A 14,377-nucleotide genomic window follows, 5' to 3' on the forward strand; every position below is an offset into this window, starting at 1 on the left:
GAACAGCTTGGATAACAGGATCTTATCAGCAGTAGGCGATATTCCGTTATTCGAGCTAATTTTCACACATCCACAAAAACAACTGCTCACAATTCCTCCGGCCCGACGCTTTTACATCCTGACGACAAACTCATCACAATATTCAGCGCACCGTTCAAGCTAAACCCATTATTTTGCCAGACAAATGGCAAAATTGGATTTTGAACCTCGTTCTCAGGCAAATACAGTATCACTAATCATTTCAGACTTTCGCGAATTGGCACAGAGCATTTCGCGGAAAAGGAAAATAGATGTCAAAATAAAACTCCTCAAAAACATTTCCAAGACGGAAATGTTTTCGTCACTTTGAATCAAAGTAACGTCAAAATGTATGCAATTGTGTTGTTTATCGTTGTTTGTGACGGCTATTTTCAGACAAAAAATGCCCCTATACTGCTTAGGCGTTATCCGAAAAACAAGGTCAACAAGAGCCTGTCGGAGCGCAATCAAACTTACATAAAATTATTTTAGGGAGATAAATAATGCAACATCCAACCCGTAACATTCTCGCTTCACTCTTAGCGCTAGCCTTTGTACAAAGTGCAAGTGCAGCCGACAAAATCACCAATGACAACATCACATTTTTCAGCGGTCTAAAAGCCACGTCAGCGAGCGATGTTTTACGTCAAAATGCAGCAGAATTCGGTTTACCAGCAAATCTCAGCAATTTGGTGCTGACTAAAGTCCAAGATTCATTGCTCGGCAAGCATTATTACTATCAACAAATGTTGCGAGGTTTGCCTGTGGATCGCGCTGAAATTATCGTTTCCATAGGGAAAAATGGCGAGTTGCTGAAGATCTTCAACGAAACCAAGCACATCTCCGAGAAGATGGAGACAAATGCGATCAATCAATTATTCGTACAGAAAAAGATTTCCGCCAGTGATGCTTTAAACAGAGCTTGGGGCAATATGAAAGTTCAGCATCCTTTGGTTGCGAATCCCTCAAATCAAATGGTTTGGGTTCCAACAAAAGATGGCGTGCAACTGGCACATAAAGTAAATATCGCAGCACAAATGCCGACTGGTGGCTTCGTACAATATATCAACGCGCAAAATGGGGAACTATTAGACTCCTACTCCACATCGTTACCGCGTGTGGGAAAAAACTCTGACCGTCAATTAGGCAACCGTAGCCTACTTGCAGGGCAAAGCATCAACTTGCAACATGCATTGCTAGAATTGAGCGCAAAAGGAATTGCACCATCTAGCACAAACGCCGCCAACAATACCGCCGTCGGTGCCACGATTGCTTCAGGCATCAATGGTTCTGGTTTGGTATTTGACCCTGATCCACGCACAGTACTCAATACTGACGCCTTGACTGACACTTCAGCTGCCAGTGCATTTGACGCCGCATACAGCACAAAGACTTTGCGGGATTTAACGGTGAGCAGCGGCATATACAATTTATCTGGCCCTTACATCAATATTAAGAATATCGAAGCACCAAATACCGCACCGAGCACGACTGCAAATGGTGTGTGGACGGCAAAGCGTGGCAACAATGCTTTTGATGACACGAATGTTTATTTTCATATTGACCAAAACCAACGCTACATCCAGACTTTAGGATTCATTGGAACAAAATCAATCATCAATCGTCCGTTGAATGTTGATACTGATGGCGTGAATGGCGATGACAACTCCCACTACAGTGGTGGCACCAACGATTATTTGGCTTTTGGTCACGGCTGCGTGAATGATTCTGAAGACGCTGATGTGATCTTGCATGAATATGGTCACGGCATTCAAGCCAATATCAATTCTGGCTGGAGCGGCGGAGATACTGGTGGCATGGGCGAAGGATTCGGCGATTACTGGGCTGCGTCTTATTCATACAGTACACCAAATGGAAAAACCTATCATCCAGAATGGGCATTTAGCTGGGATGGTCATGGCGCATGCTGGGCTGGTCGTATGCTCAACCGTACTGACGCAAAATACAATAGCAGCAAAACCTACGGTGCACATCAATCCGTCACAGAAGGTACTGCCACCTTCCAATCTGATGAATTGTGGTCTACTCCCCTGTTTCAATCACTTGTTTCACTGGTCGCCGCTGGCAAACCTCGAGATAACGTCGACAAAATCATCTTGGAAGCGCATTTTGGTTTAGGTTCTAACATTAAGATGCCTGCCATGGCCGCCGCGATCGTCAATGCAGCAACTACCTTATTCCCATCCGATCTTACTTACGCGAATACTTTTAAAGCAAAGTTTGAAGCACAAAATATCCTATCAACATCCGTCCCACCTGGCACGACGATCAGTGAGACAGAAAGCAATAACACCACCGCAACGGCCAATAATATCGCTACTGCGAATACATTGGTCAATGCCACGATGAGTGCAAAAACAGATGTGGATTATTTTAAGGTCAGTATTCCAGCAGGAAAAACATTAGCACTGACAATGAAACCTAACGCCACTTCTGACTATGATCTGGAACTGTATAGCAGCACCGGCACGAAAATTTCTTCCAGCACCAATGGCACAGGCGCAACTGACACAATTAGCAATGTCAATACCGGCACCACTGCAAAAATTGTTTATGCAAAAGTGATCTACTATGCTGGCGGAACTGGCGCAACCAACGGCAAATACACCTTGCAGGCAGCATGGTAAGTTAGATCTTTTAATTGAGTTACCTGAAGTAAAACTGCCGCCAACATATTGCATGTTGGCGGCAGTTTCTTTGTGGATTTGATCCCAAGATCAAGAGCTATCAACGACTATCAACTCCGACCCATAGTTTATTTTTTTGCCGCTTTTTCGATGTGGCAATTTTCCTGCAAGAATCGTAAAGCACCGCTGTAATTGGTATCCCAATCATCGAGCAAATACGTTAGCGCCTCCCCCACAAATTCTTGCCAGTCTTCCAGTAAACCTTCTTGTTTTTCGTGTGGCGCAGTCGCCTTAATCCACGCTACAGCCTTCTCGCCATCCAACCCCTGATCGCGTATCTTTTTCACGATAGATTTTGCTGACTTCTCAGGCAAACTCGTCTTTGCAGGCACATCCATTGCAATACATAAAAACAAGGTCAGTAAAGAATCAATATCGGTCTTGCCCTTGGTAAGTTTAGACCACTCCTTCGACACTAGAGCATCGTAATCAGAAGTATCTTCGATTTCATGCGCGCAAATAAAATAGCGTTCTTTCAATTCAAAGACTAAGCGGTCCAAAGAATTCTTGGCATCTAAAATCAGCGGTAAATCACGCTTCAAAATCTCATCAAGAATTTGCAAACTCATCTCATGAAATTTTGCTGGAATGTCGTCCGAAATCATTAAAGCGTTTGCTTTGTCAACATCGAAAATAACGCTCTTTTTGCCCTTGGTTTTAGATTTCGATTGTGTACGCAGTGCTTCGAGGATCATCGCAAATTCAATTTGATTTTCTATCGGAGCATCGCCTTCATTCACCAAGCGCTTCAATATCGCTGTACGGACAACCGCACTTGCCTCAACATCCTCTTCTTGCAATTCTGTCTGAGTCAAGTCCATGCTACGACCAAACCACAAACCAGCTTCAATTTCTAAGGCATTGTTTTTTCTGTGCTCCAATAAATTTCGATACTCTTGCGGCTTTTCCTTCAAAGACCAAACCTCAAGAAATTCTTCTATCGGTGCTTTTCTCTCGCGCCCCAACAATGCATATTCAGGTAAAGCATGCAACGCTTTGAGCAAACCAGATCCACCACGCGACAAACTCAAAAACGTATTATCACGAATTAATTTTGCAGCGATATCTAAATCACCTTGGGACGTCTCTAACAAATATAGGCTTGCGAGATTCACAATACGCTTGCGTGCCGTTTCTATCTCGGGGCGCAAGTATTTACTGCCAAAAGTATCGGCAATTTGCACCAGACCTTTGGGTGCTTCGGCTTCAATTGCATCAACTTTAGTTCGCGTAATGATGGCAAAACGCAATCCATGACGCAGAGCCGTTTCAAAAAACGGTCGGTCGTCGTAAAGTGCGATTGCTTGCAATGTTTCAGACATAATTTGATCTATCTCTTACAAGGCAGATTCTTCATCATTGTCATCATCACCGTCATCATTATTTTTCTTCGGTGCACCAACGTCTTCATCTTCACTTTCTTCGCTAGCGACTGTTTCAGCAAATTCATCGTTCTGCAGATTACGTAAATACACTTGATAGCGGGCACGCAATTTCATCAGCACTTCACGGAAAATTTCTGGCAATTCGTAACGTAACAAATACGTGACTTCCATCCAATCATGATCTTCCACGCTAGCTCTATCAATGGCAGAAGCACGCGTTTCTGTATCACGTGTCAGGCTTAGAAGGTCATCGTCTATTGCCTGGGTTTTATTGTCGTCGCCATACTCATACAAATCAAAAGTCGCATAACGATAGAAATGTTCCACCATTTGGGTACGATCTTGCAAATAATCGGCGATTGCATCATAACCGCCCTCCACTTCTGCAATTTCATACAGAAACTCGGCCGCATCCGCGCCTTCTCGGAAAATCACAGAATTAATCATGCCGCGCAGTTGTTCATGCGTAAGATCAGCATAACGTTTTTCCAAAACAACAGCTTGTGCGAATTGTTCCGGAGTCACGAGTAAATTCACTAACGACTCTTTGGATGCATCGTACTCGCGAATAATCGCCAATAAATCTTTGGCTGGAAATTCATCTAAGGCAGCAACCAGAGCTTGGTCACCCTCGGTTTCAGCGAGCGTTGCCAAAGCATGTTCCGCGCCGGCGATGTCACCGACCTGAATTAAATGTTGTGCTTCTACCAGAGCTGGGAGATTCATTTTTCATTCCTTCTGTCTTAATTTGTATGCCGAAATTCCATGTGAATTACAATTCAAATAGAAATTAACTGGGCCTGAATCATAAAATGACCTCAGTCCTTGCGATCGAAACCTTGCTCAGCCAGCCAATCTGCACCCGCCTCTTCTAGATCCATATCATCGCCATCGTCACCATCGTCGCGGCCATGGCGTCCATAATTGCCATCTAGATCGCCGTTTTCATGCAGGTCTGCATCACCATCTTGATCATGCTCGTCGGATTCAGCCTCATCCTCATTACTACTCGCTGCAGAAGCGCGCGTATGATGACTACGACTCAGGTATTCCAAACATGCGGCCGTCACCATGAATGCATCGCCAGCTTCCTCGGCTAAAACCATCTGCGCCATTTTTTCAGCCCACGGCTCTAACTTCACCGCACCCGATAAACTTTTCCAGTTTGGTAATTTATTCGCTTCTTTCGACGCCAATGCTTCGAAGCTCAAGGGATTCATGAACAAAAACGCATCATGAAATGCAGGCGCCAACATTTCAGGATTGCTCGCCATCATCGGCAATAAAAAGCTCAACTGTTCACGCTTTTCTTTTAGACGATGACGCATGACGTCTTTGCCTTCCGAATCCGAACGCAAATCATCTAACTCCGCCTTGTAGGCCAACATTAACTCTTGAAAATAACGTGAGAATTTCACTGCAATACTCCTGACAAATAATTTTTCCAAATTTCGGTCGCAGTTTCTAGTGGCGACTCTAACAAATTGCGACGACGGTTCTCATCGTAGGAAGCGCGTGCAGCCTCATCTGAAAGCACGTCATAAGCTTCTTTTACGGCATGAAATTTTACCGGAGCCAATTCCGAACTATTGCGGTCAGGATGGAATTCTGCCGCTTTGACGCGATAAGCTTTTTTGATATCGGCCAACGACGCATTGGTCGCCACGCCCAGAATAAAGTAATAGTCTTTCATGTCTTGTATACCCACAATGAAAGTCACTCGAATAACAGATCGTGTTCTTCACCCAAACAAACACTGCTGTCAAATTGAACTACAGAAAAATTGATATTGAGTTTTTCAGCCAAAAAAACGAGAGTCGGCAATAATCGTTACTGGACGACTCTCTCGACCTACTGCATCAGCCCAACCCGTGCCATCTCACGCACATTATGCCTGTGCGAAATGAAGCATACTTATTCATTAATCGTGTTGGTGCCCGTGTTCACCATGCACATGTCCATGTGCGATTTCTTCTTCCGTGGCAGTACGAACCGATAATATTTCCGCGTCAAATCGCAGCTTCATACCTGCCAAAGGATGATTGCCATCAACAGTCACCAAACCTGCATCAATCGCTGTCACACGAAATTGCGCCGCTTCTCCAGTCTCGGGATCTCGCGTTTCAAACATCATGCCAACTTCCAGATCCGGCGGAAATAACCCTACGTCTTCTTCATGTACCAGACTTGGATCAACCTCACCAAATGCATCTTCTGCTTCCATCGTCACGGAAATAGTTTTACCTGCTTCCTGACCATCTAAAGCAGCTTCAACTGCTGGCAAAATATTATCATAATCACCATGCAAATACACGATAGGATCATGATTTTTGTCGATGATATTGCCTTGTTCATCAAACATGGTGTAGTTTAAAGTGACTACGGAATCTTGAGAAATTTGCATAGAAAATAAATTGAAAAATAATAAACGGGTGAAAGATATGGTTGCGCACTGTCAAATGCAATTTCACCAAAGTATGCATTGTAACAGAGCGTGCGCCGCTCTTATCTAGCAAAAATTAAGCAGCAAAACTGATCTGCATTAAAGAAAATCGCAGAAAACCCTATTAATCTTGGGTTTTTCAATCATGACAAGCCCAAAAAAGAGCACCTAGGGTAGAATTGCGCCTGTAGAAATTTTGCAGTGCCGTGCCATTTCGAGCAGTTCCAAATTATCGATAAGTAAAAAGCATGATTAGAAATCGAATTCTAGTTAAGAATTTCAACCAAGATTTCTGATACTAATGAAACTGCACAAAATTGCATAATGACCAGACAGTGCGCACATAGTAAGCTCAAGAATAATAAATGCGCCGCGACATAATTTAAATACCAAGTTGTCCAAGGAAAATAATGAAACGTGTAGATGATTTTCGCCTGCGCCTAGGCAAACATGAACTTGTCCCAATTATGATTGGCGGCATGGGTGTGGATATTTCAACCGCAGAATTAGCTTTAGTTGCAGCACGTTTAAATGGTATTGGTCACATTTCCGACGCCTTGGTTCATGATGTTTCTGATCGTCGTTTCGATACAAGTTTCATCAAAGATAAAACCAAACTCTACAAATACAACATCAATAACTCTGACAAAACAGATATCAAGTTTGATTTAGATTTATTGGCAGAAGCGACTAAATTACATATAGGCCGCACGATGGAAGCCAAGCAAGGTGACGGGATGATATTCGTCAACTGCATGGAAAAATTGACGATGAACGGCCCACGCGACACTTTACGTGTACGCCTCGCCTCGGCTCTCGATGCCGGGATTGATGGAATCACCTTAAGCGCCGGTTTGCATTTAGGCTCTTTTGGTCTAATGGAAGATCATCCGCGCTTCCGCGATGCGAAGTTGGGAATTATTGTCTCTTCGGTACGTGCCCTGCAATTATTCTTGCGCAAAAATGCCAAACTTAATCGCTTACCCGATTACATCATTGTTGAAGGTCCGTTAGCAGGTGGACACTTAGGATTTGGTTTGGATTGGGCAAAATACGATTTGCACACCATCGTTGCTGAAGTTATCCAATATTTGAAGGATGAAAATCTGGCAATTCCTGTGATCGCAGCGGGAGGCATTTTCACTGGCAGCGATGCTGTTTCTTATTTAGAAGCCGGCGCGGGAGGCGTGCAAGTTGCTACCCGCTTCACTGTGACGAAAGAATGCGGCTTGCCTGACGACGTGAAACAAGAATATTTTAAAGCGCAAGAAGAGCAAATCATCGTAAATACGATTTCCCCGACTGGCTACCCGATGCGCATGTTGAACAACACGCCTGCGATCGGTTCCAATATTCGACCTGGCTGCGAAGCTTACGGTTACCTTTTGGATGGCAATGGCAATTGCTCTTACATCGAAGCCTATAACCGCGAAGTAGAAGCAAATCCTGACAACAAAGATTTTAAAGTCATGGACAAAACTTGTTTGTGCACTCATATGCGCAACTTCAAATGCTGGACTTGCGGTCAGACGACGTATCGATTGAAAGATACGACTCGCCAATTGCCTGATGGTAGCTATGAATTATTGACTGCCGAACACGTCTTCCATGACTACCAATTTAGTGTCAATAACGAAGTCGCAATGCCAACATAGACGACTAAAGCAGCAAACTCGGCCAATTGTGCCACTTGTCGGATCAAAAAAAACCCATCGAGATGATGGGTTTTTTATTTCAAGCTTTCTATTTCTTAGCCCTTAGGCCTTCGGCAGCAATCGCTCAATACCGCCCATATACGGCCGCAAAGCCTCGGGCACGATTACACTGCCATCTTCCTGCTGATAGTTCTCTAGCACCGCTACCAGCGTTCTACCAACGGCTAATGCGGAACCATTCAAAGTATGTACAAATTCCGTCTTACCTTGGGCATTACGGAAACGCGCTTGCATACGACGTGCTTGGAATGCGCCCATATTGGAAATAGAAGAAATTTCGCGATAAGTATTTTGTGCAGGCAACCAGACTTCCAAATCATAAGTTTTCGCCGCCCCAAAACCCATATCGCCAGTACACAGGCTCATCACACGATATGCCAAACCGAGTTTTTGCAAAATCATTTCAGCATGACCAACCATCTGTTCCAAGGCTTCAAATGACTGTTCTGGATGTGCGATCTGCACCAACTCCACTTTATCGAACTGATGCTGACGTATCATGCCGCGCGTGTCGCGACCATAACTTCCCGCTTCCGAGCGGAAGCATGGTGTATGCGCAGTCATCTTCAGTGGCAAACTTTCCAAAGGAAGAATTTCATCACGAACTGTATTTGTCAAAGTGACTTCTGCTGTAGGAATCAAATACAAAGATTCACCTTCACCATCTTGACCACCTTTTTTTACCGCAAATAGATCTTCTTCAAATTTCGGTAATTGACCGGTACCACGCATAGAATCTGCGTTCACCATGTAAGGCGTGTAATGTTCTGTGTAACCATTCTCCATGGTTTGTGTGTCCAACATGAACTGTGCTAACGCGCGATGCAAACGGGCGATGCCGCCCTTCAACACCGCAAAGCGTGAACCAGTTAATTTAACGGCCACATCAAATTCCAAACCCAGATTCGCACCGACATCAACATGATCTTTTACTGCAAACGAAAAAACCGGTGCAGCACCAAAGGTGCGGACAATCACGTTGCCCGTTTCATCTGTTCCGACTGGCACAGACTCATCTGGCAAGTTAGGAATCGTCAACATGAAATTACTTAAGGCTGCTTGTACTTCACCCAAGCGGACTTCAGAAGATTTGAGCTCATCGGCAATTGCAGCGACTTCCGCCATTACTGCAGAAGCATCTTCGCCTTTGCCCTTTAACATGCCAACTTGCTTGGACAAAGAATTACGCTTCCCTTGCAATTCTTCAGTACGCATTTGAATCTGCTTACGCTCATTTTCCCAAGTAGTAAAAGTCGATACATCTAACACAAATTTACGCGTTGCTAAACGCGCGGCGACGGCATCGATGTCTTTACGGAGTAGTTGAATATCAATCATGATCTAAAAAAGAAAGTGGTGAAATGTGAATCGAACTTCTGCGCCCTGTCCAGATGAATCAATCTCATCCTTCCGCGCCTCACACGACAAGTTAAAATATTGTGGGTCAGAAGTTACGGCAGCACAAACGAAACGCGTATTGTAACAAGGCTCATGCATTTCCTCTATGATTTCATTTTGAATCGTCGAAGCGAGCACAATATAGACAAATGGAGATCACAAGAAACCAAAAATAAGCTGCAGAAAATTCAAAAAAATACTAAGCACCTTATTGTTCATTGCGTTTTTTTCAATACATCTGTGAAAGCTGTATAAAATTTAGACGAAACTCTTCAAACTAAATGTCAGTAATACTTGTCAAGAACAGGTAAGCCGTGGATAATCCCGACCTCGCATAAAAATACGCAAAAAAATCAATTTAATACTCTCGCCCGCAATCGCGGGTTTTTTATTTAATTGATTCAGTGAGTGTCTATTGAGCCTAGAAATACTTTGAAATTCGTTCAAAGTTTGTTACTCGATTCGAACACTGTACTTGCCAGGAATCATACTTTTGCTTTTGTTGTTGCCATCCAAATTTGATTGGCATTTGTTGTCGCACTTGATTTGTTACATGAAAAACAGCTTAACACCATCCGAATCGCACAATAGCACTACGACTGTCGCTCCAGCTTCTAAGACACTCAAATTAGGCAAACCTCTCTCCATTTCAAAAGTGAAGGTTCCGGCAGTTCAGGCAGAAACACGAACTTTTGCTTTGCCGGTACTGACAGATTCGCCAGAACTCGATTCTGGAGATGTCATTAAGACCCAGGTCCAATCCGTCACGGTCGTTACTAAACGACGTTCGCGCTTAGCGGTGGTTAGCAACACCGATATCACCAGCACAGGCGCTACAGATGTAACTACTGGCGAAAGCGCAGAACTTGGCACGGTAGACCTCGACATGGATACAGTCACTGATACCAATCGAGAAGACAGAACCACGGAAATTGGTTCGTCAGCCGTCGCTGCAACCATAATCGAGCCAAACGCACAGCCCGAGATCGAAGCGTCTACCGAGAATGATAACGAATACGACAATATGTTATCGAATGTGCCAACCGGCCCAGCGCCAGTGATCAAAGTCAAGAAAAAGAAAATCATCGCCAAGCTGGTCGAAACTGCGACAAACGAAGCCGCTGACGTGCCTGTAGCTTCTGCAACAAGCGCAAACATAGCAAACACGATAGCGAGCGCTCCAGAAAAAACAGTAGCGAAAGCGCGCGTCGCAAAAACGCCTATTGTCAGTAACGTCACCAGCAGCAGTGCCGAAGTTGATACTTCTGCATACGCGTTTCCGACTGTGAAGGAAGCTGCGCGTCGCGGCCGAAAACCATCTTCTCCGCAGATATATAACGAAGAAATTCATGCATTTAATGCTTTGGAATCGGCGGAATTGAAACGTGCTGCCCGTGTTAAATCAGGCAAAGTCAGCACCAGCACGGCGAGCAAAGAGCAATTAGAAGAATACCGTCAGCGCTTAACTAAGTTGATTCAACTTGGTAAAGATCGCAGCTATTTGACGCACGCGGAAATCAACGATCATTTACCGGAAAATGTGGATGATCCAGAAATGATCCAAGGCATCATCAGCACCTTAAATGATGTCGGCATCGCCGTATACGAACAAGCCCCTGATGCAACGATGTTACTGTTGTCCGACAATGTGGCGACATCCGTCAGTGACGACGATGCCGAAGCAACGGCTGCAGTCGCTTTGTCTACCGTTGATTCTGACTTTGGCCGTACTACCGATCCCGTCCGTATGTATATGCGTGAAATGGGTGGTGCAGAATTATTGACGCGTAGTGGCGAAATTGAAATCGCCAAACGTATCGAATCTGGTTTAAAAGATATGTTACAAGCGATTTCAGCTTGCCCATCCGTCATTCAAGAGGTTTTGATCACAGCGGAGAAAGTCAAATCCGATGACGTCATTATTGATGACATCATCGATGGCTTCCATGTTCCTGATAGCTTAGATATTCCTGCACCGGCCATCTTGGTAAGCGCGGAAGATGACGAAGACGAAGACGATGATGATGAAGGTGGTGCCGCAGAAAGCAGTAACACCTTAAGTGCAGAACAATTGGCGCAAATGAAGGCCACGGCCTTAGAAAAATTTGCCTCCATCAAAACTAGCTTTGATGATATGTTTGCGCAAATTGAGAAAAATGCGTATCAGTCACCAAGTTATCAAGACGCACAAGAAAATGTCGCAAAAGAAATGGAAAGCATCCGTTTCAGCGTTAAGACGACAGAGAAATGGTGCGATATTTTGCGCAAACAAATGACGGAATTACGTCAGACCGAAAAGCGCATGCTGGAATTATTGGTAGATCGCTGTGGCATGCCACGTGCCTACTTTATCAATCATTTCATGAAAAATGCGACTAATCGTGATTGGTTAGATCAAGAAGTGGAATCACGTGAGGCCTATGGCGCGGTCCTTAAACGTCATATTCATGCAGCACGTGAACTGCAAGGCCGCCTTATCGTCCTAGAGCAAACCGCCAAAGTTCCGCTGACAGATTTACGTGCGATTCATAAAAAAATGATCTCGGCAGAAAAACGCACGCGTGATGCAAAAGCAGCGATGACGGAAGCCAACTTGCGTTTGGTAATCTCGATCGCGAAGAAGTACATTAATCGCGGGATGCAGTTCTTAGATCTAATTCAAGAAGGCAATATTGGATTGCTTAAGGCTGTCGATAAGTTTGAGTATCGTCGCGGCTACAAATTTTCGACTTACGCAACTTGGTGGATACGCCAGGCGATTTCACGCGCGATCGCCGATCAGGCACGCACGATTCGCGTGCCGGTGCACATGATAGAAACTATCAACAAACTCAATCGGATTAAGCGTCAATGCCTGCAACAAAATGGTACTGAGCCTGATCCAGCGATGATTGCAGAGAAAATGGACTTGCCAGAAATCAAAGTCCGTGAAATTTTAAAAATCGCGAAAGAACCAGTATCACTCGATGTACCTATCGGTGACGATGGTGACTCACAATTAGGCGATTTCATCGAAGACAACATCACTTTATCGCCAATGCAAGCAGCAATGCAGGCGTCGGTACAAGGCAAGTTAAAAGAAATTTTAGATGCTTTGAGTCCACGTGAAGCGAAAGTTTTGCGTATGCGTTTTGGTTTAGAAATGGCAAGCGACCATACGCTAGAAGAAGTCGGCAACCAATTTGACGTAACACGTGAGCGGATTCGTCAAATCGAAGCCAAGGCGATGAAAAAATTACGTCACCCGTCACGTTTGGAACAATTAAAGAGCTTGCTCGAAAACAGTTAATACAGCTAATTCAGCGAATACAATTCAAGCAGACTTAAGCTTACTCTCCCCTGCATTGATCCTTCTGCTTCTGCCGTTGAGGCGAAACTGAAGGATCGATCGCATACACCTCTCAACTCAAAAAATCTAAAGTAAAAATTACTTGTTTAAGGCGCTCGTCCAAAGTCCCTTCCACCAACAAAAATGGGATGTCACGTTCATCTAGCGTCTCAACCAATTGCGCATGTATTTGTTGCCTGACAGCGGGTGATTCTCTTTGCAGACCATCTGCGACCCAAGGGATATCAGGCGCGGTCACGATGGTGAAGTCATAGTCATGCTGCAAATCAAGCACCTCCAACGGAGCGGGAAGTCGCTTGAAGTAATATCGGCTATACAGTGCCGTCATCATTGGCGAGGTGTCACAAAAAAGCCATTTTTTTGCATTGCTCGATAAGTCATGTTCACGCTCAAGCTGCGTCATTGCAATTTGCAGCTGCTCCTCTTCTAATGGTACACGCTGCTTAAGCTCCACAAATTCTCGCAGGTATTCAGGCACCCACACAGTCTGATAATGCTTGGCCAATGCTTCTGCCAGTTGCGACTTACCAGATGACTCTGCTCCCAAAATCACTATTCTTTGCACAAAATTTACTTCTATCATTTTGGACATAAAGCCCTCCAAGTACGTGCACCTATGATCGCCATCACGACAAAAATAGCGTACAACACGGCAGTCAACATCAGGTTTTTATAGACGTAAAGTGCCACATACAAAACATCGACAACGATCCACACATACCAGTTTTCCAACTTCTTTCTCGACAATAAAATTTGTCCCGCTAAGCTACCAGCGGTTAAGAAACTATCTGCCAACGGTACGTCTGTATCTGTCGCCGATTTTAGAAAGAAATATAAAGCGGCAAAAATCAGCAAACTTGCCAGCACCGAAAATATTCGCCCAAAGCGATCTAACCGTGTGACTACCAATGGTGGCGACACATCTCCATGACGCCACCATTGTGCCCAACCCCATATTGAGACCAGCACGAACACTACTTGCAAACCGCTATCACCGTAAAGTCTCGCATCAAAAAATACGGCGCAGTACAGGAGAGATGACAAGATGGAAAACATCCAGCCCCAATGTATTTGCCGGATATTCAATGCCACCGTAATGACAGACAAGAGAAATGAGGTTAACTCAAGAGGTGTGGTGACCCAACCCCACATTAAAGGCAAGCTTATATTCATAAGAAGATTTATCAACTATGTTGACCGTGTTTATGCGTGCCGCAGCATAACAAATTTCAGACGAAACGATGCATAAATTTACACATCCAATTGTCGAAGATGTAACAATTTTTGACCTTCAACTTTTATCATTCAGGATACAATTCGCCAGTTCAAATTTCTGACCATTTCGCAACTAATCATGAGAA

The 14,377-nt window shown here is 44.3% G+C and carries 11 protein-coding genes; 3 read left to right on the plus strand and 8 right to left on the minus strand.

Features of this window, described 5'->3' with window-relative positions:
- The first annotated feature begins 521 nt into the window (after positions 1 to 521).
- Positions 522 to 2,666 (plus strand): hypothetical protein, encoded by a 2,145-nt coding sequence (locus tag ACO0KW_RS06350; protein ID WP_423051711.1) that lies wholly within the window; start codon positions 522 to 524, stop codon positions 2,664 to 2,666.
- 128 nt (positions 2,667 to 2,794) lie between these two features.
- On the opposite strand, the gene ACO0KW_RS06355 is transcribed toward ACO0KW_RS06350, so the two are convergent.
- From ACO0KW_RS06355 to ACO0KW_RS06375, 5 genes are all read right to left on the minus strand, one after another.
- The gene (locus ACO0KW_RS06355; RefSeq protein WP_423051713.1) at positions 2,795 to 4,048 is read right to left on the minus strand and encodes a hypothetical protein; all 1,254 of its coding nucleotides are present in this window, start codon (positions 4,046 to 4,048) and stop codon (positions 2,795 to 2,797) included.
- A gap of 15 nt (positions 4,049 to 4,063) precedes the next feature.
- The gene (locus ACO0KW_RS06360; protein ID WP_423051715.1) at positions 4,064 to 4,837 is read right to left on the minus strand and encodes a hypothetical protein; all 774 of its coding nucleotides are present in this window, start codon (positions 4,835 to 4,837) and stop codon (positions 4,064 to 4,066) included.
- 92 nt (positions 4,838 to 4,929) lie between these two features.
- Positions 4,930 to 5,529, minus strand: a complete 600-nt coding sequence (locus ACO0KW_RS06365; RefSeq protein ID WP_423051717.1) for a hypothetical protein — start codon at positions 5,527 to 5,529, stop codon at positions 4,930 to 4,932.
- Positions 5,526 to 5,804 carry a DnaJ domain-containing protein gene (locus ACO0KW_RS06370; RefSeq protein WP_423051719.1) on the minus strand — a complete coding sequence of 93 codons (279 nt, stop codon included), beginning with the start codon at positions 5,802 to 5,804 and terminating at the stop codon, positions 5,526 to 5,528. The genes ACO0KW_RS06365 and ACO0KW_RS06370 overlap by 4 nt, the downstream gene beginning before the upstream one ends.
- 228 nt (positions 5,805 to 6,032) lie before the next feature.
- Positions 6,033 to 6,515 (minus strand): FKBP-type peptidyl-prolyl cis-trans isomerase, encoded by a 483-nt coding sequence (locus ACO0KW_RS06375; protein ID WP_423051721.1) that lies wholly within the window; start codon positions 6,513 to 6,515, stop codon positions 6,033 to 6,035.
- 449 nt (positions 6,516 to 6,964) lie between these two features.
- On the opposite strand from ACO0KW_RS06375, the gene ACO0KW_RS06380 reads away from it, so the two are divergent.
- The gene (locus tag ACO0KW_RS06380; RefSeq protein WP_423051723.1) at positions 6,965 to 8,209 is read left to right on the plus strand and encodes a nitronate monooxygenase; all 1,245 of its coding nucleotides are present in this window, start codon (positions 6,965 to 6,967) and stop codon (positions 8,207 to 8,209) included.
- A gap of 102 nt (positions 8,210 to 8,311) precedes the next feature.
- Here ACO0KW_RS06380 and serS read toward each other — a convergent pair whose 3' ends face one another.
- Positions 8,312 to 9,607 carry a serine--tRNA ligase gene (gene serS, locus ACO0KW_RS06385; RefSeq protein ID WP_423051725.1) on the minus strand — a complete coding sequence of 432 codons (1,296 nt, stop codon included), beginning with the start codon at positions 9,605 to 9,607 and terminating at the stop codon, positions 8,312 to 8,314.
- Positions 9,608 to 10,835: 1,228 nt separating this feature from the next.
- Between serS and rpoD the strand changes: the two genes are divergently transcribed.
- The gene (rpoD, locus tag ACO0KW_RS06390) at positions 10,836 to 12,956 is read left to right on the plus strand and encodes an RNA polymerase sigma factor RpoD (RefSeq protein WP_423051999.1); all 2,121 of its coding nucleotides are present in this window, start codon (positions 10,836 to 10,838) and stop codon (positions 12,954 to 12,956) included.
- A 112-nt stretch (positions 12,957 to 13,068) separates the two neighbouring features.
- Here rpoD and ACO0KW_RS06395 read toward each other — a convergent pair whose 3' ends face one another.
- Together ACO0KW_RS06395 and pnuC are read right to left on the minus strand one after the other, a co-directional pair.
- Positions 13,069 to 13,608 (minus strand): AAA family ATPase, encoded by a 540-nt coding sequence (locus ACO0KW_RS06395; RefSeq protein WP_423051727.1) that lies wholly within the window; start codon positions 13,606 to 13,608, stop codon positions 13,069 to 13,071.
- Entirely contained in the window at positions 13,596 to 14,189 is a 594-nt protein-coding gene (pnuC, locus tag ACO0KW_RS06400; protein WP_423051729.1) for a nicotinamide riboside transporter PnuC, read from the minus strand. Before pnuC ends, ACO0KW_RS06395 begins: the two co-directional genes overlap by 13 nt.
- Positions 14,190 to 14,377: the final 188 nt, after the last annotated feature.

Origin of the sequence: Undibacterium sp. Ji22W (genome assembly GCF_049340305.1) — a bacterium.
Classification (GTDB): domain Bacteria; phylum Pseudomonadota; class Gammaproteobacteria; order Burkholderiales; family Burkholderiaceae_D; genus Undibacterium.